The following is a 22,556-nucleotide window of genomic DNA, read 5'->3' as shown; positions in this document are numbered from 1 at the left end:
CGAAAAAACAATCAAAATTTATTTTCAGAGTGATTGGTTTAATAGCTGTATGTCTCTTCGGTTTAATATTTTTATCAAATACAGCAAAACAAGAAGCAATGGACTACGAAGGACAGCCAGTTTTAGGGGAAACGTCTGCTCCTGTTAAGATAGTTGAATTTGGTGATTACAAATGTCCCTATTGTAAAAATTTTAATGATTCGCTTCTTCCGAATATCCAAAAGGATTTTATCGATACTGGGAAGGCTTCGTTTTATTTTATGAATTATTCGTTTATCAATGTTGATTCTACTCGGTCTGCAAAATTTGCGGAAGCAGTATTTAAAGAGTTAGGAAACGAAAAGTTTTGGCAGCTCCATGAGCTATTATATAAAAAACAACCAGATGATTCTAAAGCAGAGCAAATGGATATTTATACAGAATCTTTCCTAAAGGAAATATTGGGTGAAATTGCCTCTGATGCAGAAGTGAAAAAAGTGGTCAGCTCTTATAATAATGGGCAAACAAAAGAGGCATGGGAAAAAGATATGAACGCTGCTAATAATTTAAGTATTACTAGTACCCCCACCATTTTTATTAATGGTGTAAAATTTGAAGGGAATACCTATGATGATTTCAAGGAAAGAGTAAACGAAGCAGCAAAAGAATAATTTTGTAATACAGCATTACCTTACCGACATTAATGGTAAGGTTTTTTGCAGAATGAATATAAAAATCCCGTATATACGAATAATAAAAAGGTACATTTTAACATTGGAGGGAAAAGGTTTTATGAGAAAAATATTGTTGATGGGATTGATTTTGTTATTTCCTCTAAAAAAACATGATAGCTGGAACCACCAGTGCATACGCTAAACCGCAGGTAAAATCCATTAGCCAATCTGAGGTAAAGTTCGAAAATAAATTCAGGAGACTTTGGATTGATCATGTATTGTGGACAAGTAATTATATTACAAGTGCAACAACAGCTGGAGCGGAGGATCAAAAACAGGTACTGAAAAGGCTTTTGAAAAATCAGGAGGAGATTGGGAATGCTGTAAAGCCAGTATATGGAGAGAAAGCTGGGAACAAACTTACGGCTTTGCTTAAGGAGCTTAAGAATCTTCCAGCATTCTGTTGGAGTTTCTTTCATTTTGAGGGGCATTTGCTAACGTGCTTGAGATTAGTGAATACATGCAATAACAGACGAGAGGGAACTTAATTTCATTCAAGTTCCCTCTTTTATTGTATTCAGCGGAGATTATTTTAATGTTTTCAGCCATGCGGCCATTCCTGGCGCATCCTCTTTGGACACCAAGCCAGACGGCATATTGCCTCGTCCGTGTTGTACGATGTTCTCGAGTTCCTTTTCCGATAAACGGGAACCGACACCTTTTAAAGAAGGCCCGACTCCGCCTTGGTATTGATCTCCGTGACAGCCTACACAAGTGCTTTTATAGATGGATTCTCCGTCCACTTTGGATACTGCTCCTCCTTCTTGTTGACCTTCATTTTGAGCAGGTGGTTCTTTGGCCTCATTCTGACCAGGCGTTTCTTTTGCCACTTCTCTTTGGTCTTGCACATTACTTAGTATAAAAAATCCGCCAATTCCTATCACAAGGATGGCCAGGGTAATCAAAACAGTTTTCATAAAATCGCCTCCTAATTATCTTGCTTTGATACAAGAAATGAAAAATGATGTGCAAACTTATTCTAACCTTACAAACAAGTAAGCCGAAATACCCTATGATATAAGTATGGGCAGTTAAAAGGAAACTACGCATGAAAGAGGAAAACTTCGTTTTTTTGATGGCTTTTCTGTTATAAAGTAAAACAAGAAGGACATTAGGGCAAAGATACCTTATGATTTAATATATAATCTCAAACAATAGGAGTGGTTTAAATTATTAATGCAATCGTTTTATTTGTTCTAGCAGGTTTGGCAGAAATAGGCGGAGGTTACCTAATTTGGTTAAAAAGACTATTTCGTAATAACGTAATAGTCTTATTTTAAAATTTATCTATTGACATTATACCTATAGGGGTATAATATAAAGCTTGTTAATGACATTGTTTCATTGAAAGAAGCATAGTTGACATCAGTAATTTTAACAGGTATCAATTAAAAAAGGGTTGACACCCTCTTTTATTTTCACTAACAAATACCCTTAGGGGTAATGGTAAATAATTATAAGGAGGAATAAATAATGAATGTTACAAAAGTAGTTGATGCTAAAGGTTTAGCTTGTCCAATGCCAATTGTTAAAACAAAGAAGGCGATAAATGAACTTGAAACCGGCCAAGTATTGGAAATCCATACTACGGATAAAGGCGCTAAGAATGATCTTACCGCTTGGGCTAAATCTGGTGGTCATGAATTATTGAAATATGAAGAAGAAAACAAGGTATTAAAATTTTGGATTAAAAAAGAATAATTTTTTTAAATCATGATATACCCATACCAGTATATGATGTTTATACATTAACTATCAGGGGGTCACAAAATGACAGAAAAGAAAAAGACAACAATCGTTTTATTTAGCGGAGATTATGACAAAGCAATGGCTGCTTATATTATTGTAAATGGTGCAGCTGCTTATGATCACAAAGTAACCATTTTTCATACGTTTTGGGGATTAAATACCTTACGTAAAGATGAAAATATTCCGGTAAAAAAGGGATTCATGGAAAAAATGTTTGGGAAAATGATGCCAAGAGGCGCTGATAAAATGGGTCTTTCCAAAATGAACTTTGCTGGGTTTGGTCCCAAAATGATTAAAGATATTATGAAAAAGCACAATGCGATGTCTTTACCTCAATTAATCGAAATGGCACAAGAGCAGGATGTAAAACTTGTAGCATGTACCATGACAATGGATTTGTTAGGTCTTAAAGAGGAAGAGCTGTTAGATGATATTGAATATGCAGGAGTCGCTGCTTACTTAGCAGATGCAGAGGAAGGTAATGTAAACCTGTTTATTTAACGAATGTCAAAGGCGGTATGAGTGTAACTGGCGGGATGCTTGCTTGGGAAGGTAAAGTTGAATAAATTTTTTTAACAAGAATAATACCCTTATAGGTATAAAAACAGGAGGTCAATCATGAATAACATAAAAGTAAACGTAACTTTAGATGCAAAAGGATTAGCTTGTCCAATGCCGATTGTAAGAACAAAAAAAGCAATGAATAACTTAGTGGCAGGACAAGTATTAGAAGTTCAAGCTACAGATAAAGGGTCCAGAGCGGACATGAAAGCATGGAGTGAAAGTTCGGGGCATCAATATTTGGGAACTATCGAGGAAGGCGAAGTATTGAAGCATTACCTTCGGAAATCTTCTAATGATGAATTCAATGAAAAAAATCACCCAAATGTTATCAATAATGAAGAACTAGAGAAAATGCTTAATGCAAATGAAAATATCGTAGTAGTCGATGTAAGAGAATATGCAGAATATGCTTTTAACCATATTCCTAGCTCGATCTCTATTCCATTAGGTGAACTGGAAGACAGATTAAATGAATTAAACAAACAAGATCCTATCTTTGTAGTTTGCCGGACAGGAAATCGCAGCGATCTTGCGGCACAAAAATTAACGGAAAATGGTTTTACTAATGTAGTCAATGTTGTTCCAGGAATGTATCAATGGACTGGTGAAACTACAGGTATTAATCGTTAAGACAAATTTTTTTAACTATTTTAATACCATAGGGGGTAATTTAGAAATGGCTGTCAATGTAATGACTTCAAAAGAGGTAACGAGGAAGGTTTTTAATAGAGAAGAGTTATTTATTCTTGATGTACGTAATGAAACTGATTTCAATGATTGGAAAATTGAAGGCGAAAACTTTGAGTATTTAAATATTCCTTATTTTGAATTACTTGATGGTATAGAAGAAATCATTGATAAAATTCCTACTGAAAAAGAGGTATTAGTGGTTTGTGCTAAGGAAGGCTCATCGGTAATGGTAGCAGAAATGCTTTCTGATACAGGGTTAACAGTGTCATACCTTAAGGGTGGAATGAAGACATGGAGTGAACATTTAGAACCAGTTAAAGTGGGGGACCTAACTGATGGTGGTGAAATTTATCAGTTTGTTCGAATCGGTAAAGGATGTTTATCTTATATGGTGGTTTCAAACGGTGAAGCAGCACTGATTGATGCAACGCGTATGACGGAAATGTACCTTGATTTTGCTGAAAGTATCGGCACAAAAATTACTCATGTATTTGATACACACCTTCATGCGGACCATATTTCTGGCGGGCGTACAATTGCAGAGAAAACTGGAGAAACCTATTGGCTTCCACCAAAGGATGCAACAGAAGTTACCTTTGATTACCAACCATTAGAAGACGGTAATACCGTCGAAATTGGAACCGTGAGAATCAATATCCATGCTTTATATACACCAGGTCATACTATTGGTTCTACTTCCTTCATTGTCGATGAAAAGTTCTTACTTTCAGGTGATATTTTGTTAATTGACTCTATTGGAAGGCCAGATTTAGCCGGCTTTGCACAGGATTGGGTTGGGGATTTAAGAGAGAGTCTATACAAACGTTATCGAGGTTTAGCTGAGGATTTAATCGTCTTACCCGCTCATTTTATGATTATAGATGAATTAAATGATGATGGCAGTGTAGCTGAAAAATTAGGAACTCTATTTTCCAATAATCATGGTTTAAATATTGAAGATGAAAATGAATTTAGAAAATTGGTGACTGAAAACTTACCTCCACAACCAAATGCGTATCAAGAAATTCGTAAAACGAATATGGGAAAAATCAATCCTGACATTGATCAGCAACGAGAAATGGAAATCGGTCCAAACCGTTGTGCGGTCCGTTAATCAAGAAATAGGAGGCAATATAAAAGAAATGACGTTTTAAAATTCTGGATTAATATAGGTTAATAATAAAGGGGAACCAATCAGGGTTCCCTTTTCTAAAGAGGAGGACATCATGGGTATTAGCTTAATGATTACGATCTTCCTAATGGGGGTTGTAGGCTCTTTTATTTCTGGAATGTTAGGGATAGGTGGAGCTATCATCAACTATCCGATGTTGGTATATATTCCATTTATGCTTGGTGTAGGTCATTTTTCTGCTCATGAGGTTTCAGGTATTACATCCAAGTGTTTTTTGCAACATTTGGTGATGTTTTGGCTTATCGTAGAGGAGGTTATTTAAATAAATCACTTATTGCATACATGGGTATAAGTATTTTAATTGGAAGTTTTATTGGGGGATTTGGATCCACTAACATGCCGGAAAGAGGAATCAACATTGTATATGGTATATTAGCATTAATAGCTGTTATCATGATGTTTGTCCCAAAGAGAGGAATTGACCATATTCCGCTGGAACAAGTCAAGTTTAACAAATGGCTTGCAGCGCTGTTATCATTCATAGTGGGGATTGGGGCTGGTATTGTAGGAGCCGGAGGAGCATTCTTGTTAGTCCCAATCATGCTTGTTGTGTTAAAGATTCCAACAAGGATGACCATTGCCTCTTCCTTAGCCATTACACTTATTTCATCGATTGGGGCTGTTTCAGGTAAAATCGCAACAGGACAAGTGCCAATATTACCTTCAATTATCATGGTTGTTGCCAGTTTAATTGCATCACCAATAGGAGCAACCCTATTCTAAAGGAAATAGCTTTTTTATTTTATCCACTATCCTTTTTGTTCTCTTAATAAAACATTAAGAATCCATTAAAATGGAAAAATCAATCTAAAACGGTGGTACATTATTGATAAAGGTAACAATAATTGTTCTACTTTAGTTTTTTTCTTTTCATGAACTATGGAGGCATTGATATGTCATATTTAATAAATTTATTTGAACAACACAGTTCTTAATATATAAATTGCAAAAAAGACGAGAGGATGTTTAGTATATGAGACATCTAGTAATTGGACTAATTATATTAGATACTTTAATCTTAATAGCCGTGATCTGTGGTGAAATTCTCTTTAGAATTTAACGCTACTTTGTTTTAGGTATCAAAATTGCTGCGTTCCCTGCAAGCGTATTGGCAGGGTTTTTGTGGCAATCCTTTGGTGCTTTTACAGCTTTTGGTGTAAGTAGTCTACTCGAAATAATATCTGTATTGCTTATGTTTATTCTTCGGATATAACTAGTTTAAAAAAAAGAATAATCCTCAAATTGGGACTTAATTAATATTGTCCGCCCTAATCGGGTAGAAATATGCCGTACATGATATTTGTTAACCATGGAGCTTCAAAACCTTGCACATATTAAATGATTATTTTGTCGAAAGTAATAATTGTATGTTTACTTACAAGAAGCCCAAAATGGTAAAGCCCAAAAAAGAAACAAAACTTATTAGAAATGCAATGAAAAGTTCCTTTTTTAAATTCATAAACAGACCTCAATTCAAATTAAATCGGCAGCTGTGATCCACTAATAGTTCAAGTTATAAATATAACTCACATTCATAAATATTTCCTTCATAGGTGGGATAAAGAGATGGAACAGCATATAGATTATCTTATTTCACATTTTGGTTATTTCGGAATCATCATTGTTCTAATTGGGGGAATAGTTGGCCTTCCAGTACCTGACGAGGTTCTTCTAACCTATGTTGGTTATAAAGTGTTTCAAGGCACATTATCGTACATACCCTCTTTACTAAGTGCATTTGTGGGGGCAATGGTAGGAATTTCTCTCAGCTACTTTATTGGATATAAATTCGGATTACCTTTAATAAAAAAGTTTGGTCCAAAATTTCATATAACGGAAAAAAAAATCAATCGTACTCAAAAATTATTCCTCAAAATTGGACCTGTTCTTATATTGGTTGGCTATTTTATTCCTGGAATTCGCCATCTCTCTGCCTTTGTTGCTGCATTAAATAGTTTTCCGTTTAGAAAATTCGCTGCTTATGCTTATATTGGAGCCTTCTTATGGAGTTTGTCTTTTATCACTTTAGGAAGAAAACTAGGGGAAAATTGAGGTATAGTTGATTTCTATGTGTCAAAATACAGTATATATCTTATTTTGTTTTTCCTTGTCCTTTCTTTAATGGTATACCTTATTTGGAGAAGAAAAAAGCAATTGGGAAAAGTGGGAGGTACTCCTTGAAGTAAAGTGGAGATAAGGAATTTGAAATGCCTCTTTAAAGTTAGATAAAAAAAAGATTTGTAAAACAAAAGGAAGCCAAAGAAGAGAAGTGCCTATCAGGACACTTCTCTTCCTTTTATAAATACAAAAAAATGATATTTAATTGGATGGTTCTAATTTATTATTGAATAGCAGGCTTTTTGGACCCTGTTGGCCAGAAGTTGCCGATAATTGCACCAACCACTGCTGGTAATATCCATCCAAGACCAATACTGTAAAGCGGTAAATATTCAATATACGCAGCTTTAATGGATTCGAATAAAGGAATGGTCGCCCCCGGCAAGCTTCCAATTAACGTGCTGTAACCATCAAAGAAACTTACACAAAAAGTAAGGAGCATAGACGCTGCATATACACTTTGCTTATGATTAAAAAATGATGAACAGAGCGTCAACAAAATCAAAACAATCGCCAAAGGATATAATAACATTAGTACTGGAACAGCGTATTGAATAATATTGTTTAAGCCAAAATTAGCGATGATAAATGACATAAGGCTTAGGATAAGCACGAACATTTTATAGCTTACTTTTGGAAAAATACTATTGAAAAATTCACTACAGGAGGTAATGAGTCCAATGCTCGTTTTTAAACATGCCAGTACAATTATAATTGCAAGAAGGATCGCACCAAATTCTCCAAAGTAATGTTGAGCTACCTTAGCAAAGATTAATCCGCCATTATCGAATGTACCGATGATAGATACGCTTGATGCCCCCATATAAGTAATGAGGCCATAGATCAACATCATTAGTGCCATCGCGAAAATGCCTGATCTCCATGTTGCTTTTGCAATGGTCTTCTTATCGGTAATCCCTTGTCCCTTAATAGCATTGATGACAACAATCCCAAATGCTAATGAAGCGAGGGCATCCATCGTGTTATAACCCTCTTTAAAACCAGTTATAAATGCCAATTGGCTGTAATCACCCGTTGGTGTTCCGAACGGTCCCATAGGTTTGACAATCGCGATAATAATTAAAAAGAATAAAAATACTAAAAATGCAGGTGTTAGATATTTTCCGATATAGTCAATAATTTTCGCAGGATTTAATGAGAAATAATAGACGATGGCGAAAAATACGAAGCTAAAGAGCCCAAGATATAAACTGACGTGCTCTGGATTAATAAATGGTTCAAAACCGACTACGAAAGGTACTGTTGCTGTACGTGGAATCGCGAAAAACGGGCCAATGGTTAAGTAAAGGGCCATAGCGAAGACGACTCCAAATTTCGGATGGACCCGTCCTGCTAATTCACGAAGTCCATTACTTGAAGATAGTCCGAATGCTAAGATTCCCATAAATGGTAAACCAATTGCTGTTACTAGAAAACCAATTAAAGCTGGCCAAAAGTTAGTACCGGCGACTTGTCCCATCTGAATAGGGAAAATCAAATTTCCAGCCCCAAAGAACATACCAAACAGCATCGTACCGATGACTGCGTATGTTGAGAATGATATTTTTTGATGCATACATGTTGCTCCTTCTAGATGAATTTCATATATTTTACCACCATTTAGAATTGTTGGCTATCATTTAATGACTACTATATGGGAGATCATAATTTTGGCTTATCCTTAATCGATTAGAAAAAGAGGAATAATCGAGCATCTTTTACTACAAAAACCATAACGTTGACTGTACGGTTTGGATTGTGATATAGTTAACATATCTAGAGAAAGGGGTGAGTAAGTTGGGAAGTTGTATCGGATTGGTGAAATAGCCAGTTTAATGAGCATTTCAAAAAGAACGATTGATTATTACACCCAAATAGGCTTACTGAACCCTGTAAGGTCGGATTCTAATTATCGAATGTATGGAGAAGAGTCTATTCAGATATTGGAATTGGTTGAACATTATAAAACTCTTAATATGCCGCTTGAGGAAATTAAATCTTCTATTAAAATGATTAATTCAGATAATGTCATAGATAAAGAAAAAATGGAAAAACATTGTAAGCAGATTGCTGTTCTCATGGAGCATCTTAAAGAGGAAATAAAGGTAATGGAGCCTATTCTTCAAAAATTAAACAATGATGAAAAAGAAATGCTCGTTAATAAACTTTCCTTACAGGGAGTTACATTGGCTCAAACATTGTTATTAATATTTGGTTAAAGAGGTGAATGTTTAGATGTTGTTCCATCCAATGGATATATTAATCTTCATTGCTTTTGGACTATCAATCTGGGCACAGTTTAAAGTAAAGGGTAATTTTAATAAATGGGCTGAGGTCGGGGCTTCTTCTGGGCTATCAGGTGCAGAGGTAGCTAGGAGAATTTTAGATTCAAATGGATTATATCATATCCCTGTTCAAGAGGTTCCAGGAAGGTTATCGGATCATTACGATCCTATAGCAAAAGCAATTCGTTTATCAGAGGACGTATACTATGGCCGTTCCATTGCGTCAATTTCGGTTGCTGCCCATGAGGTAGGCCATGCAGTACAAGATAAAGAGTCTTATAGGGCACTCGTATTAAGACATCGAATGTTTCCAATGGTGAATCTTACTTCTGGTATAGCTCCATTCTTGTTAATGGGAGGTATATTCCTTCATCAATCATCACTTATTGGACTAGGAATTATTCTTTTCTCGGCAGCAGTTGCATTCCAAGTGATTACTCTGCCAGTAGAGTTTAATGCAAGTGCTCGTGCAAAGAACTTTATGCTTGCAGAAGGTATTATTCGAAATCATGAAGAAAAGGGAGTTAATAAGGTTCTTGGTGCGGCAGCATTAACGTATGTGGCTGCAGCATTGATTTCTGTTCTTGAATTATTAAAATTTGTCATAATTTTCTTTCAAGGAAACAATGAAGAACAGGAAGATTAATATCTTTGCAATATCTTAGACTAACTTTGTTTTACTAAAATAGGAGGTGTATTCCTTACTTACTATTAAGTGAGGAGATTATTGATAATAATTAATTTGATTACCATAGCAATTTTAATTGCTTTTACGGCATTTTTCGTATCATATGAATTTGCCATTGTTAAAATACGAGGTACACGAATTGATCAACTGGTTGCAGAAGGAAATAAAAACGCCATTGCAGCTAAAAAAATTATTACTAACCTAGACGAATATTTATCTGCATGTCAATTAGGTATTACGGTTACAGCATTAGGTTTAGGGTGGTTAGGTGAACCAACGGTAGAGCATATCCTTCACCCATTGTTGGTCAGCCTTAACTTGCCTGAATCCGTTTCAACCATTGCATCATTTGTTATCGCCTTTGCATCTGTAACATTTATTCACGTCGTAGTAGGGGAACTTGCTCCCAAAACGGCAGCAATTCAAAAAGCGGAAGCAGTTACATTAATTTTTGCACGACCAATGATTCTGTTTTATAAAATCATGTATCCATTTATTAAAGCATTAAATGGATCTGCTCGTTTGATTTTAGGCATCTTTGGAATGAAACCAGCTTCAGAACTCGAAGCTGCTCACTCTGAGGAAGAACTTCAATTGATTATTTCCGAAAGCTATAAAAGCGGAGAAATTAATCAGTCTGAGTATAAATATGTGAACAACATTTTTGAATTTGATGATCGAATTGCAAAAGAAATTATGGTACCACGTACAGAAATTGTGGCCCTGGATAAATCACAAACTTTAGCAGAATGCCTAGAAATCGTTAAAAGCGAAAACTATACAAGGTACCCAGTCATCGATGGGGAAAAAGATAACATCGTAGGTATGCTAAATATGAAGGAAGTTTTAACGGACTATATCATTAACAATAATTTAGATACTCCAATCGACCAATATGTACGGCCTGTGATCCAGGTTATTGAATCGATTCCGATCCATGATTTGTTATTAAAAATGCAAAAAGATCGCATTCATATGGCAATCTTAGTGGATGAATATGGTGGTACGGCAGGTTTAGTAACGGTCGAGGATATTCTAGAGGAAATTGTTGGTGAAATTCGAGATGAATTTGATGCTGATGAAGTTCCTGAGATAAATAAAATTAATGACAATAAAACAATTGTAGACGGAAAAGTGCTTATTGAAGAAATAAATGATTTATTTGGATTAGATTTAGATGACGAGGATATTGATACCATTGGTGGATGGATTTTATCCAAAAAGATGGATGTAGTCGAAGGCGATATTATTAATCATGGTGAATTTGACATTAAAGTCCTTGAAGTTGATGGGTATCATATCAAGTCTTTAGAAATAGTAAAAATACAAGAATCTTTTGCTTAATAGATGAATCCCTCTAAATTAGTGGGGTTTTTTTCATTTTTAATCTGTATTAATAATAATTGTGTTGACATTATATTGACAACGGAAAGTCGATTGTTGACAAAAAGTCAACGAATTTGTATATTTTAATAGAAATTCTTTTTTTCAATTAGGATAAAGTGTGTTTATTTCTACTGATTTTTAATAGTGATGAAATTGATAAGTAATGAAAAACGGAAAGGGAAGCTAAGATGTCTGGTGAAAAGATAGATAATAATCTGGGGTTATTATTGAAAAAATTATTAAAGGAACGTTCTTTATCCATGAGGAAGCTTAGTGAGCTTACTGATATTGACACAGCCACGATCTCTAGGATTATTAATGATAAACGTAAAGCAAACCCTGCTCATTTACAAAAATTTGCTCATTATTTACAAGTCCCCATTTCAGAGTTATTTATAGCTGCAGGCTTTTCAATTGAAGAGAAAAATACAAGACAGCAATCTGACATTATTATGTCTGTTGAAAGTATTCAAAATTTACTTGAATTCTCCAATCTAATAGATAGAAAGTTTAGTATTGCTAGTTTAGAACATGAATTATCTAATTATGAACAATATGTACAAACAGAAGAGGGAAAAGAAACTATTCTCAAAAGATTTGGGGAAAAGGTTAAGAAATTAGGAAGTATTGGTCCGTTTATCAGTCAGCTTAAGGAAATGTATGAGAAATTCCGCTTAAATAAGGGAACACCTCGGGAGCTTGCCATAGTTGGAAGTGCACTAATCTATTTTATTGTCTCAGTGGATGTTATTCCAGATTACATTTTTCCAGTTGGTTTTATCGACGATGCTATGGCAATTCAAATTGTAGCAAATTTACTAAAAGCCGAGTAGCAATTGCCTTAATTCTTCGAAATAGCCGTTTAAGAGCTACATTAGAGCTACAGGCAATAATTCAACAAAACTATGGACAATTGGGAAGGTGTACTATGGAAAGAATGCATCGTAGAAAAAAGCGTGTTAGATGGAAAAGGGTAATGTTGCTTATTTTTATTTTAATGATTGGTAGTGTAAGTGCTTATGCAACTTATCAATATAAACAAGGAGTTTCGCTTGGTAAGGATGGAAAATTTAATGATGATGAGAAAGTAGCGAAAGCATTCCAGGGAGAAGATGTGAAGTTTGGTAGAATTAATGTGCTCCTATTGGGAAGTGATTCACGTGGTGAAGAACATTCAAGAACGGATTCCATCATGATCGCCCATTATGATCAGGATACTCATCAATCTAAGTTGATTTCTATAATGAGAGATACCTATGTTAATATTCCTGGTCATGGAAAGCAAAAAATAAATGCAGCATTTGCATATGGCGGTCCAGAGCTTCTTAGACAAACAATTAAAGAAAACTTTGATATTGATGTAAATTATTACGCTATTGTTGATTTTGAAGGTTTCTCAAAGATTGCAGATATTATTGCACCAGATGGAATAGAAGTGGATGTTCCTCATGAAATGACATATGGAATAGGAACGACAATTAATCCTGGAAAACAAACCTTACATGGGGATAAGTTATTAGGATATGTACGTTTTAGGCATGACAAATTAAGTGACTTTGGCCGAGTTCAAAGACAACAGGAAGTCATTAGCAAGTTGAAGGACCAAACTTTGAGTATTGGAAGTATCATAAAGCTTCCTAAAATATTGGGTGTTATAGGCCCTTATGTTGATACCAATTTGGATACTCCTACTCTTTTTTCCTTGGGGAAAGATTTGCTTACTAATCAATCCAATGACTTAAAAACAATGCGTATTCCCGTGGATGGGTCTTATACTAATGAGCAATTCAAGAATGCTGGTGCAGTGTTAAGTATCAATCTTGAACAAAACAAGTCTGCACTAAATGAATTTTTATCATCGTAATAAAGCCGAAAATAAGACAAGGATAGGAGATGAAAACATTTTATCAAATATTGGTTTTCCAGGATTAATATTATCCTTATCGTAGCACTTGTTATTTTTGGTCCTAACAAGCTTCCTGAAATCGGTCGAGCCTTTTGAAAAACAATTCGGGAGTTTAAAGAAGCTACAGAAGGTATAACACAAGATATAAAGGAAGAAGTAAAAGAAGTGAAGGTAGACAAAATTGATTTAAATAAATAAGGACGTATTCAGAAATGCAAGATGGAATGAAAGCATCTTGCATTTTTTAAGTAAATTAAATTGAGCACTATGGAGGATAAAGAACTTAAACAAAAACGTCTTTGTACTTTGAATAATGGTGAAGAACCTGAGTTTATTTGAAGTTAGGACGACTATATTGAAAATATTAGGAATATATTCATTTGAAAGGTGGACAAATATGCGTTATTTATTATTATTAATCATTATTGTTCCTGCAATGGATATAGGCGTATTGCTGTTTTCTGGTAAAACGATTGGTGTTTGGCCGACATTGATTTTTATTATATTAACAGGAATAATTGGAGCCTATTTAGCGAAAAGAGAAGGGCTGCAAACCATTCGGAGGGCACAGGAGCAACTGCGTTACGGACAAATTCCCAGTGAAGCTGTTTTAGATGGCATTTGTATTCTAATTGGCGGTACACTACTTTTGACTCCAGGGTTTATCACGGATGTATTCGGATTTCTAATGCTTTTTCAGCCAACAAGAAAGCTGTTTAAATTCTTTATGAAAAATTCATTTCGAAAATGGATCGATAGAGGAAATATTAAGATTATAAAATAAAAAGTCGGCTTCTGAGATTTGAACTGCACCCGAATTGTTAGAGTGTGTCTAACTTTTCGGGGTCACTTCAATTGGAAGCCGACTTTTTAGATTTCATTTTCCTCTAAATGCCCGATTATCATGAAAAGGTTATTTGTGAATGAAAGGAACAATCTCTTTCGTTATAATCTTAATTCAATCAATGGGCGTGTGTATTTTTGAATCAAATAATTTCCTAATAATATGCATAGCCCAAGAGAAAAAATTATGAGCATCAAGTAATGATCTGAAACATCATCTAATACGTCATCTGAGACGATGGTTTGAATAGTTTTTATGATAAATCCGTGTAGGAGATATACATACAAGGTCCTTTGGCCAATCACCGTCATTTTAAATCCATTAGTCGGAACAATGGCCAAAAAGCCAAAAATAACGATTAAAGTTACTAAGTATTGTGAAGAACGTAACAAACCACTGCTTAGTTCCTTCAAGCCCATATTAGCGTATGAAGTATCGCCTAGCAGCCATGGTATACCATCCTTTGGAAAGAGAATTCCCACTAATAGCATCGTACATAAAAGAATCACAAATCCAATGACAGTTGAATATTTAACTTTTTTAACTATTTTTAAATGCTTCGGTTCCAATAAAAAACCTAAAAGAAAATAAGGGAAAAACACAAAAGTTCTTGATAACGATAGATAACTTCCGACATTATCAATATAACCAATGCCTATACCGATTGCTACTGCTATAATAAACCCAATCCAATTCAATCTTGCAAAAATATATAGGAGTAGATTCCAACTGAATAAACTTAGTAAAAACCACAATGTCCAATGCGGCTTGAGGAGATCGAAATTAAGCGTGGATTCATGCCCATTCAAATAATAAAAAATAGAATAAATCACTTGGAAAATTAAATATGGTAATAAGATCTTCTTTACTGTTTTTAATAAATAACCTTTCTTATTGAATCCTTTAGAAAAGTATCCAGAAATAAGGATGAACGCTGGCATATGAAAAAGAAATATGACCGAGTATAAAGAAAATAAAAAATCATCATTACCTTTTAATGGGCTAATCACATGACCGAATACCACTAAAAAAATTAAGATAAATTTTGCGTTGTCGAAGTATAGACTTCTCCTAGTAGAGGAAGCCATTTTAATGAACACCCCCTGAGTTCTTATCGTAATCCAAAATCCCCTTATAATATACCTCTGGTAATTCCCTTTTCAAGAGTGTATTAAACTAGTAAATTTGTACTGTTCCGCCAAATAATGGGTTTAAGTAGGTTACAATCTAAAACAGTAAGTCGAATTTGAACCCTCTCTTAGTTTACAAAAAGAATGTTACAACACAATAAATAAATCATGAAAAAAGTATATGAAATGATCAATAGTTAAATATTAACGTTACTGATATAAAAATAAACATCCCACTTGTATTAAAGCTTTGATCATTTATACAAGTGGGATTTTTTTTTATACATGTATTTTAACTTTTTCAATTCTCTTAAAAAGTTAACAAAAAATAATTGATCTTATCAATATTTTCCATATTCATTGGGACAATATAAAAAACAAAGAGTGGGGGGAGGTAAGCATATGAAAATTAGGCAGTTTTTTGAGTCATTAAAAAAAGGGAACAAATCTTCAGCATTTGCCATGACGGGTAATACGCTTATTGCTGTTACTGAATTTATAGCTGGAGGCATTAGTGGGAGCGGAGCCATGTTTGCCGCAGCTATGCACTCTTTAGGAGATGCAGTTAACCAATGTTTCATTTTTATAGGAAGTGTTTTATCTCAAAAAGAACCGTCAAAACGTTTTCCGAATGGTTTCGAACGTTTGAACCATATTTTTAGCATGATTGCCGCATTGGTTGTCTTCACCATGGCAGTTGAAACCATTCGTGAGGGATGTCATTTAATTTATCATCCTGTTGAACCAGGTACAGGTCTATTGATGAACATATTTATTTTAATTCTAAACCTGGTTATTGATGGAGCTGTTTTAATTAAAGCGATGAAAGAAATAAATCATGATTCTGGGATAACAGTAAAAGGGCTCAGAATTGTCCTTGAATCATTTAAAAATGTAGGCAGAGCCACTCCTCCAACAAGATTTGTCTTCTATGAAGATCTTGTGTCTGTCACAAGTGCGTTATTGGCCTTAATTGCAGTAGTAATAACCTCGATTACAAATTTACATCTTTTAGATGGAGTTTTCACCGTCATCATTGGATTGTTAATGATAGGTGTTTCTATTCGATTGGCCTACGATAATATTGTAGATCTAATTGGAAGCTCACCAATTGTGAGATTAAAGAACGGATGGCAAAAATAACATGAATAGTAGACGTATAAATTTTAAAGTACATTTTTTAAGGGGGAACGATATGTTAAAAAGGCGCAAATTGAGAGTCGAGGCTTGTTCTGCAAAACATGAGCTTCGTTTCCTGTTAAACCGTTTGACTTAATATGTGTTCTTCGATAAGTTTATCAATTGGTTATTGACAAATAAAAATTTAAGTATTATTATTATCTCATATTCAAGATAATTTAATTCAAGATTTTCTAAGGGGGTGAAATTAATGGAGAGGAAATGCAATAATCTTCCCTTTCTGATATTAATGCAAACATCTAAAGCAATTCATGAACGAATAAAAGAAGAAATGGCAAAAAATAAGTTAGGTATTACGGAATTTTCTGTTTTAGAGGTACTTTATCAAAAAGGGAAACAAACGATTCAACAAATTGGAACTTGCATATTGATCTCAAGTGGTTCAATGACCTATGTTATAGATAAGCTGGAGCAAAGAGGTTTATTAAGCCGAAATGCCTGTTCAGATGACCGCCGAGTGATACATGTGACATTAACGGATGATGGAAATGAGTTAATGAATGTAATTATGCCAAAATATCATGATTTTGTTAATCAGATGTTTGAATCTTTAGATGATGATGAGGCCGAGACATTGGTGCAGCTTTTGAAAAAAGTAAGGAATATAGTTTAAATATCATTTTTTTTATAAACATATCTCGAATTCGAGATAAAAACATTTAGGAGGAATTTAAGATGATGAATATCGGTTTATTAATAATTCGTTTGGTAATTGGTTTATTATTCGTGGGACATGGAGCTCAAAAATTGTTTGGTTGGTTTGGCGGCTATGGATTGAAAGGAACTGGAGGTTGGTTTGAATCCATTGGCATGAAGCCAGGAGTAACCATGGCTCTTATTGCAGGGTTAACAGAATTTGTTGGCGGAATATTGTTTGCATTAGGGCTTTTAACCCCAGTAGCAGGAATTTTGATCGCTGGAACTATGGCCATGGCAATCATAAAAGTTCATGCGCCAAACGGATTATGGATTACATCAAATGGATATGAATATAACTTAACATTACTGGGAGTGGCAATTGGTGTTGCCTTAACCGGTCCTGGTAAATATGCTTTAGATGCTTTTTTATTCTAAAATATCTCAATTTAAAGATTCTTAAATTAAGACAAATAATTGAGTTTTAAATCCTTATAAGGAACAAAATAAAGTATCTCGTTTAGTTAAATACTGGATTTTAATTTATAATTTTAATTTATAAAGGAGTGTTGAAAAAATGAGTAAGAAAACAATGGGTATTCACCATATCACAGCAATCGTAGGGCATCCGCAAGAAAATGTGGATTTTTACGCAGGAGTTTTGGGATTACGTTTGGTTAAGCAAACGGTCAATTTTGATGATCCAGGCACCTATCACCTTTATTTCGGTAATGAAGGTGGAAAACCAGGAACCATTATTACATTCTTTCCATGGGCAGGAGCACGTCAGGGAGTCATTGGAGATGGTCAAGTAGGGGTTACTTCTTATGTAGTTCCGAAAGGTGCCATGGAATTCTGGGAAAAAAGGTTAGAAAAATTTAATGTTCCTTTCACAAGAATGGAGCGCTTTGGAGAGCAATATTTGGAATTTGATGATCCACACGGTCTTCACTTGGAAATTGTGGAAAGAGAAGATGGAGAAATAAATACTTGGACTTTCGGTGAGGTTGCCCCTGAAGTTGCTATCAAAGGTTTTGGCGGAGCAACTCTTTTATCGACCCAGCCTAACAAAACGGCTGAATTATTAGAAAAAGTAATGGGACTTGAATTAGTCGGTAAAGAAGGAGATTTCGCACGTTATCGTTCCACTGCTGATATTGGAAATATTATCGACGTTAAATTAACTCCAATCGGACGTGGACAAATGGGTGTTGGAACGGTCCACCACATTGCATGGCGGGCTATTGATGACGAAGATCAATTAGATTGGCAAAAGTATGTTGCTGCGAATGGATATGGCGTCACTGCTGTAAAGGATAGAAACTACTTTAATGCAATTTACTTCAGAGAGCATGGAGAGATTCTATTTGAAATTGCGACTGATCCTCCAGGATTTGCTCATGATGAATTGCAAAAGACAATGGGAGAAAAATTGATGCTGCCATCGCAATATGAGCCTCAAAGAGAAAAAATTGAAAGAGTATTATTACCGTTTGAAGTAAGAGAACTAGACTGATTTTATGAAAAGGGATGATTTCTTTGCTTTCAATTGATCCGGCTTCATTGTCCGAAAGAGAAAATTATAAATTTCTAATAGGTAGCATCATACCTAGACCGATTGCTTTCGTCACCACCATTTCAAAAGACGGCGTTTTAAATGGGGCACCATTCAGTTATTTTAATATCGTGTCATCCAATCCCCCGATGATTTCTTTATCAATCCAACGGTCATCGGGGAGACAAAAAGATACAGCGAGGAACATCATTGAGTCAAAAGAGTTTGTGGTTCATATCGTGGATGATCATAATGTTGAAAAAATTAATAAAACAGCTGCAAACCTTCCTCATTACGAGAGTGAGATTGAGTTAGCTAACTTAACTCCAGTCAAAAGTGAGAGGATTTCAGTTCCTGGAGTAAAGGAAGCAAAAATTCGAATGGAATGTTTGATGGAGCATTCCTTCGAACTTGGTGGCTCAGATACTCCTGGATGTGATTTTATTATAGGAAAGGTTGTTCAATTTCATATCGAAAACGATATTTATGAAAACGGAAGAATCGATCCAAGAGGATTAGGTGCTGTAAGTCGATTGGCTGGAAATAACTACGCCAAAATTGGTGAGATTTTTGAAATCGAAAGGCCTAAATAATTGGTTTCAAGAGGTTTCAAAAGCTCAATGATGAAGTGGAGAGGATTGAATGCAAAAAACAGCAGGTATTCATCATATCACTGCAATGGTAAACGATGCCGGGCGAAATATAGACTTTTATGCAGGTGTATTAGGTTTAAGGCTTGTTAAAAAAACCATCAATTTTGATCGTCCAGAAGTCTACCATTTATATTTTGGGAATGAAACGGGCCAACCAGGAACTGTGATTACGTTTTTTCCATGGGCTAAACAGCTGAAAGGTCGAATTGGAAAAGGACAGGTTGGTGTGACCAGTTATGTAATTCCAAAAGGTTCAGTCCAATTTTGGGAGAGTCGATTGCAAAAATTTGGAGTGGAGTTTACTTCATCCATTCGATTTGGAGAAAAATATTTAAAATTCAACGATCCTGACGGACTTCAGCTTGAACTAACAGAACGAGATGAAGGATCAGAAAATACTTGGAGCTTCGGGGGAGTCCAACAAGAGCATGCCATTAAAGGGTTTGGTGGTGCTGTTCTGTTTTCAGCGCAACCACATAAGACAACGGATGTTCTAGAAAATATTTTAGGTTTAGATTGCATCGGTCAAGAAGATGAATTTCTAAGATTTAAATCGAAAGGAAATATTGGCAACACTATTGATATTTACTTAAATCCTTCAGTTCGAGGGCTGATGGGTGCAGGAACGGTTCACCATATAGCATGGCGGGCAAATGATAAAGAAGTTCTTCTTAAATGGCGTTCACTACTCCAAGATAAAGGTTTTTATCCAACAGAAATTCGTGACCGAAACTACTTTAATGCAGTGTATTTTCATGAAGGAGGGGGCATCCTCTTCGAAATAGCCACTGACCCTCCAGGCTTTGCAGTAGATGAACCTGTCGCCGAATTAGGAAATAAACTCATGCTGCCATCTTGGTTAGAGTCGATAAAGAAAAGAATTAGAAGAAACCTTACCTTCAGTGGAGGTTCGTGTTTTGGAGGGAGATAAATAATGAAACATATATTCAATAAGGGCCAAGATCCAACAAAACCAACATTATTATTGCTTCATGGTACTGGTGGTAATGAATTAGATCTGCTTCCTCTTGCGGGAAGAATTGATGAAGAGGCTTCTGTCTTAAGCGTTCGAGGAAATGTATTAGAAAATGGAATGCCTAGATTCTTCAGAAGATTGGCTGAGGGAGTATTTGATATAGAAGACCTTATTTTCCGAACAAAAGAATTAAATGAGTTTCTTGATGGGGCAGCTGAGAAATATGGTTTCGACCGAGATAATATTATTGCAATTGGATACTCAAATGGAGCCAATATAGCTGCAAGTTTATTATTCCACTATCAAAATGCCTTAAAGGGTGCAATTCTTCATCACCCTATGGTACCGAGAAAAGGAATTGAACTTCCCGATTTATCGGGGAAACATGTGTTTATTGCTGCCGGATCAAATGATCCGATTTGTTCGCCAATGGAATCAGCTGAATTACAATCGTTATTAGAAAATGCTAATGCGAAGGTAGAACTACATTGGGAAAATAGAGGTCATCAATTAACAATGCAAGAAGTCGAGGCTGCGGCTGACTGGTATCGCAAGGTGATAATCCAATAACGATTGATGGTAAAATGATTGAAGATGTCAGCTGTAAAACATCAAGCCAAGCGTTCGGTTAAAGTTGCAGAGTGGGTTAAAAATGCGAATCAATAAAAAGAAAAACTAATCGGGAGCACTTCCGATTAGTTTTTTTATGGATAAAAATACCAACGTGGAATTGAAAATTAATGCAGAGGTAACATAATTTTAAATAGGAGGGGGATGGTTCTAGTGGCACAAAAAGCCATTAGAACCGTCCCCCCGGTATCCAACATTGCATTAATTGGTGTATGCCTTTTTCAATTTGGTCCAATGGAATGCCGCCGAAGCCTAATAGAAAAGTTGGATATTGATATTCAATCGGATTTAACAGATAATCGCTTACTGGATAGATGGCAATATGGTCCTTTGCCGCCATTTGTTTTAACTGATTTTCCCCTTTTGACAGGGGGACGGAAATTAAAATGTGCATTCCTGCTAGGTCTCCTGTGATCATAACATCCGGATAATGTGTTTCTAATATCTGGGTTAATTTTTCATGTTTTTTGCGATAAATTTTCCGCATCCTGTTTAAGTGTTTGGAAAAATAGCCATCTCTCATAAATTCAGCTAAAATATGCTGATCGAATCTCGGTACTGTTGATGAGTAAAAACTGAATGTCTCCTTATATTTTTGCAGTAAGGTTGAAGGTAAGACACAATAAGCAACACGTAAGGAAGGCATTAATGATTTGGTAAACGTGCTCAAATAAATAACTTTTTCGTTTTGGTCTAATCCTTGTAAGGCGGGAATAGGTTTTCCAATATAACGAAACTCACTATCGTAATCGTCTTCAATGATGTAGCGATTTTCATCTTTTGCTGCCCAGTTTAATAGCTGTGTTCTTCTTGTTGCTGATAGAACCGCACCCGTAGGGAATTGGTGTGAAGGTGTAATGTAAACAACATTGGCATTTGTTTTTTCAAGTTCATCCACTATTAAACCATCTTCATCTACCGGAATGGGGATGGCCTTATTTTGCAAGTGTATTTTTGGGATGGCTGAATAGCCGGGATTTTCAAGAGCGAATTTTGAATCATTTCCAAGTAACCTTAGAATCATTGGAAGCAGCTGTTCAGTTCCCGAACCAATGACAATTTGTTCAGGCTTACAAACAATCCCCCTCGATTGATAAAGATATTTAGAAATTTCAGCTCTTAATGCGTATTCTCCTTGAGGGTCTCCAATTTGTAACAACTCTTTTGAACTATGATCATATAAATTTTTTGCATATTTTCGCCAAAGTGAAAATGGGAATGAGTCTGAATCAATTTTTCCTGGATGAAAGTCGAATTGATATATTTTTTTCTCGACCTTTTCTACAGGCATGTTTAATAGCTCTTTTTCAATATAGGGTAATTCATCAATCTCTTCTACAAAAAAACCAATGCGGGGTTTCGATCCCACATAGCCTTCTGCGATAAGTTGGGCATAGGCAATTTCAATGGTTGTTTGACTGATATTTAAAAATTCAGCTAATTTTTTTTTGGATGGTAATTTGGTTCCAACTTCAATTTGTTTTTGGATAATGGCGTCTTTGATACCGATATAAAGCTGTTCATATAAAGGTTTTGCTGTACTTTTATCCAATTTAAACATGAGCATATCCATCTGCAATCTCCCCAACTGACCATATTAATTTTAAAAAAATTGAACCTTTTCTTAAAGTCAATTTCTAT

At 35.2% G+C, this 22,556-nt stretch carries 23 protein-coding genes and 4 pseudogenes; 23 read left to right on the top strand and 4 right to left on the bottom strand.

All coding sequences use genetic code 11. The features are described from left to right. Positions 1–98: 98 nt before the first annotated feature. Positions 99–650: a DsbA family protein gene (locus LC455_RS09740; RefSeq protein WP_223590266.1), complete on the top strand. Its 552-nt coding sequence runs from the start codon at positions 99–101 to the stop codon at positions 648–650. 590 nt (positions 651–1,240) lie between these two features. Here LC455_RS09740 and LC455_RS09730 read toward each other — a convergent pair. After that, complete coding sequence (locus LC455_RS09730; protein ID WP_223590264.1) at positions 1,241–1,630, bottom strand: c-type cytochrome; 390 nt, start codon at positions 1,628–1,630, stop codon at positions 1,241–1,243. A 252-nt stretch (positions 1,631–1,882) separates the two neighbouring features. Here LC455_RS09730 and LC455_RS31900 point away from each other — a divergent pair, with 252 nt between their 5' ends. From LC455_RS31900 to LC455_RS09695, 7 genes and pseudogenes are all read left to right on the top strand, one after another. Further along, a complete protein-coding gene (locus LC455_RS31900; protein ID WP_369075757.1) occupies positions 1,883–1,993 on the top strand; it encodes a hypothetical protein in 111 nt (36 codons plus the stop codon). A gap of 193 nt (positions 1,994–2,186) precedes the next feature. Next, positions 2,187–2,414, top strand: a complete 228-nt coding sequence (locus LC455_RS09720; protein WP_223590261.1) for a sulfurtransferase TusA family protein — start codon at positions 2,187–2,189, stop codon at positions 2,412–2,414. Between the two features lie 69 nt (positions 2,415–2,483). Beyond that, positions 2,484–2,963 carry a DsrE/DsrF/DrsH-like family protein gene (locus LC455_RS09715; RefSeq protein WP_223590259.1) on the top strand — a complete coding sequence of 160 codons (480 nt, stop codon included), beginning with the start codon at positions 2,484–2,486 and terminating at the stop codon, positions 2,961–2,963. Between the two features lie 117 nt (positions 2,964–3,080). After that, entirely contained in the window at positions 3,081–3,656 is a 576-nt protein-coding gene (locus tag LC455_RS09710; RefSeq protein ID WP_223590256.1) for a sulfurtransferase TusA family protein, read from the top strand. A gap of 46 nt (positions 3,657–3,702) precedes the next feature. Beyond that, the gene (locus LC455_RS09705; protein WP_223590253.1) at positions 3,703–4,830 is read left to right on the top strand and encodes an MBL fold metallo-hydrolase; all 1,128 of its coding nucleotides are present in this window, start codon (positions 3,703–3,705) and stop codon (positions 4,828–4,830) included. 112 nt (positions 4,831–4,942) lie between these two features. Continuing rightward, a pseudogene (locus LC455_RS09700) lies at positions 4,943–5,619 on the top strand (sulfite exporter TauE/SafE family protein); the annotation flags it as partial. Between the two features lie 855 nt (positions 5,620–6,474). After that, positions 6,475–6,960 carry a DedA family protein gene (locus LC455_RS09695; RefSeq protein ID WP_317851424.1) on the top strand — a complete coding sequence of 162 codons (486 nt, stop codon included), beginning with the start codon at positions 6,475–6,477 and terminating at the stop codon, positions 6,958–6,960. Between the two features lie 289 nt (positions 6,961–7,249). Here LC455_RS09695 and brnQ read toward each other — a convergent pair whose 3' ends face one another. After that, positions 7,250–8,602, bottom strand: a complete 1,353-nt coding sequence (gene brnQ / locus LC455_RS09690; RefSeq protein ID WP_223590250.1) for a branched-chain amino acid transport system II carrier protein — start codon at positions 8,600–8,602, stop codon at positions 7,250–7,252. Between the two features lie 229 nt (positions 8,603–8,831). Here brnQ and LC455_RS09685 point away from each other — a divergent pair, with 229 nt between their 5' ends. The 7 genes and pseudogenes from LC455_RS09685 (at position 8,832) to LC455_RS09655 (ending at position 14,075) form a co-directional block, all read left to right on the top strand. Further along, positions 8,832–9,245 carry a MerR family transcriptional regulator gene (locus LC455_RS09685; protein WP_223590248.1) on the top strand — a complete coding sequence of 138 codons (414 nt, stop codon included), beginning with the start codon at positions 8,832–8,834 and terminating at the stop codon, positions 9,243–9,245. Positions 9,246–9,261: 16 nt separating this feature from the next. Continuing rightward, positions 9,262–9,957: a zinc metallopeptidase gene (locus LC455_RS09680; RefSeq protein WP_223590245.1), complete on the top strand. Its 696-nt coding sequence runs from the start codon at positions 9,262–9,264 to the stop codon at positions 9,955–9,957. Between the two features lie 81 nt (positions 9,958–10,038). Next, complete coding sequence (locus LC455_RS09675; protein WP_223590242.1) at positions 10,039–11,343, top strand: hemolysin family protein; 1,305 nt, start codon at positions 10,039–10,041, stop codon at positions 11,341–11,343. Between the two features lie 230 nt (positions 11,344–11,573). Then, positions 11,574–12,218: a helix-turn-helix domain-containing protein gene (locus LC455_RS09670; RefSeq protein WP_223590239.1), complete on the top strand. Its 645-nt coding sequence runs from the start codon at positions 11,574–11,576 to the stop codon at positions 12,216–12,218. A gap of 95 nt (positions 12,219–12,313) precedes the next feature. Further along, positions 12,314–13,249 (top strand): LCP family protein, encoded by a 936-nt coding sequence (locus tag LC455_RS09665; protein ID WP_223590238.1) that lies wholly within the window; start codon positions 12,314–12,316, stop codon positions 13,247–13,249. 37 nt (positions 13,250–13,286) lie between these two features. Next, positions 13,287–13,489: pseudogene (locus LC455_RS09660) on the top strand (twin-arginine translocase TatA/TatE family subunit). A 199-nt stretch (positions 13,490–13,688) separates the two neighbouring features. Further along, positions 13,689–14,075: an FxsA family protein gene (locus LC455_RS09655; RefSeq protein ID WP_223590236.1), complete on the top strand. Its 387-nt coding sequence runs from the start codon at positions 13,689–13,691 to the stop codon at positions 14,073–14,075. A gap of 161 nt (positions 14,076–14,236) precedes the next feature. On the opposite strand, the gene LC455_RS09650 is transcribed toward LC455_RS09655, so the two are convergent. After that, the gene (locus LC455_RS09650) at positions 14,237–15,223 is read right to left on the bottom strand and encodes an acyltransferase family protein (protein ID WP_223590235.1); all 987 of its coding nucleotides are present in this window, start codon (positions 15,221–15,223) and stop codon (positions 14,237–14,239) included. A gap of 444 nt (positions 15,224–15,667) precedes the next feature. Here LC455_RS09650 and LC455_RS09645 point away from each other — a divergent pair, with 444 nt between their 5' ends. The 8 genes and pseudogenes from LC455_RS09645 to LC455_RS09610 form a co-directional block, all read left to right on the top strand. Then, entirely contained in the window at positions 15,668–16,408 is a 741-nt protein-coding gene (locus tag LC455_RS09645) for a cation diffusion facilitator family transporter (protein WP_223590233.1), read from the top strand. A gap of 247 nt (positions 16,409–16,655) precedes the next feature. Next, positions 16,656–17,078, top strand: coding sequence for a MarR family winged helix-turn-helix transcriptional regulator (locus tag LC455_RS09640; protein WP_223590231.1), 423 nt, complete (start codon positions 16,656–16,658; stop codon positions 17,076–17,078). A 62-nt stretch (positions 17,079–17,140) separates the two neighbouring features. Beyond that, positions 17,141–17,539, top strand: coding sequence for a DoxX family protein (locus LC455_RS09635; RefSeq protein ID WP_223590229.1), 399 nt, complete (start codon positions 17,141–17,143; stop codon positions 17,537–17,539). 139 nt (positions 17,540–17,678) lie between these two features. Then, positions 17,679–18,617: a ring-cleaving dioxygenase gene (locus LC455_RS09630; protein ID WP_223590227.1), complete on the top strand. Its 939-nt coding sequence runs from the start codon at positions 17,679–17,681 to the stop codon at positions 18,615–18,617. Between the two features lie 23 nt (positions 18,618–18,640). After that, positions 18,641–19,249 carry a flavin reductase family protein gene (locus LC455_RS09625; protein WP_223590225.1) on the top strand — a complete coding sequence of 203 codons (609 nt, stop codon included), beginning with the start codon at positions 18,641–18,643 and terminating at the stop codon, positions 19,247–19,249. A gap of 49 nt (positions 19,250–19,298) precedes the next feature. Next, a pseudogene (locus tag LC455_RS09620) lies at positions 19,299–20,244 on the top strand (ring-cleaving dioxygenase). Next, complete coding sequence (locus LC455_RS09615) at positions 20,244–20,855, top strand: alpha/beta hydrolase (protein WP_223590224.1); 612 nt, start codon at positions 20,244–20,246, stop codon at positions 20,853–20,855. The pseudogene LC455_RS09620 and the gene LC455_RS09615 overlap by 1 nt, the downstream one beginning before the upstream one ends. Then, positions 20,828–20,951 (top strand): annotated as a pseudogene (locus tag LC455_RS09610) (NAD(P)H:quinone oxidoreductase, type IV); the annotation flags it as partial. The gene LC455_RS09615 and the pseudogene LC455_RS09610, both read left to right, overlap by 28 nt. Positions 20,952–21,084: 133 nt before the next feature. On the opposite strand, the gene pdxR reads toward LC455_RS09610, so the two are convergent. Further along, on the bottom strand, positions 21,085–22,488 hold the full coding sequence (gene pdxR, locus LC455_RS09605) for a MocR-like pyridoxine biosynthesis transcription factor PdxR (RefSeq protein WP_223590223.1): 1,404 nt from the start codon (positions 22,486–22,488) through the stop codon (positions 21,085–21,087). Positions 22,489–22,556 lie beyond the last annotated feature (68 nt).

It is taken from the genome of Neobacillus bataviensis (assembly GCF_019969725.1).
This window is presented reverse-complemented; position numbering and strand designations above follow the sequence as displayed.

Bases quoted from the DNA above. Each gene is read 5' to 3' on its own strand.
- LC455_RS09615 (WP_223590224.1), top strand. From the start codon at position 20,244: ATGAAACATATATTCAATAAGGGCCAAGATCCAACAAAACCAACATTA.
- brnQ (WP_223590250.1), bottom strand. From the start codon at position 8,602: ATGCATCAAAAAATATCATTCTCAACATACGCAGTCATCGGTACGATG.
- LC455_RS09640 (WP_223590231.1), top strand. From the start codon at position 16,656: ATGGAGAGGAAATGCAATAATCTTCCCTTTCTGATATTAATGCAAACA.
- LC455_RS09695 (WP_317851424.1), top strand. From the start codon at position 6,475: ATGGAACAGCATATAGATTATCTTATTTCACATTTTGGTTATTTCGGA.
- LC455_RS09655 (WP_223590236.1), top strand. From the start codon at position 13,689: ATGCGTTATTTATTATTATTAATCATTATTGTTCCTGCAATGGATATA.
- LC455_RS09635 (WP_223590229.1), top strand. From the start codon at position 17,141: ATGATGAATATCGGTTTATTAATAATTCGTTTGGTAATTGGTTTATTA.
- LC455_RS09720 (WP_223590261.1), top strand. From the start codon at position 2,187: ATGAATGTTACAAAAGTAGTTGATGCTAAAGGTTTAGCTTGTCCAATG.
- LC455_RS09680 (WP_223590245.1), top strand. From the start codon at position 9,262: ATGTTGTTCCATCCAATGGATATATTAATCTTCATTGCTTTTGGACTA.
- LC455_RS09645 (WP_223590233.1), top strand. From the start codon at position 15,668: ATGAAAATTAGGCAGTTTTTTGAGTCATTAAAAAAAGGGAACAAATCT.
- LC455_RS09630 (WP_223590227.1), top strand. From the start codon at position 17,679: ATGAGTAAGAAAACAATGGGTATTCACCATATCACAGCAATCGTAGGG.
- LC455_RS09740 (WP_223590266.1), top strand. From the start codon at position 99: ATGGACTACGAAGGACAGCCAGTTTTAGGGGAAACGTCTGCTCCTGTT.
- LC455_RS09650 (WP_223590235.1), bottom strand. From the start codon at position 15,223: ATGGCTTCCTCTACTAGGAGAAGTCTATACTTCGACAACGCAAAATTT.
- pdxR (WP_223590223.1), bottom strand. From the start codon at position 22,488: ATGGATATGCTCATGTTTAAATTGGATAAAAGTACAGCAAAACCTTTA.
- LC455_RS09705 (WP_223590253.1), top strand. From the start codon at position 3,703: ATGGCTGTCAATGTAATGACTTCAAAAGAGGTAACGAGGAAGGTTTTT.
- LC455_RS09710 (WP_223590256.1), top strand. From the start codon at position 3,081: ATGAATAACATAAAAGTAAACGTAACTTTAGATGCAAAAGGATTAGCT.
- LC455_RS09665 (WP_223590238.1), top strand. From the start codon at position 12,314: ATGGAAAGAATGCATCGTAGAAAAAAGCGTGTTAGATGGAAAAGGGTA.
- LC455_RS09730 (WP_223590264.1), bottom strand. From the start codon at position 1,630: ATGAAAACTGTTTTGATTACCCTGGCCATCCTTGTGATAGGAATTGGC.
- LC455_RS09715 (WP_223590259.1), top strand. From the start codon at position 2,484: ATGACAGAAAAGAAAAAGACAACAATCGTTTTATTTAGCGGAGATTAT.
- LC455_RS09670 (WP_223590239.1), top strand. From the start codon at position 11,574: ATGTCTGGTGAAAAGATAGATAATAATCTGGGGTTATTATTGAAAAAA.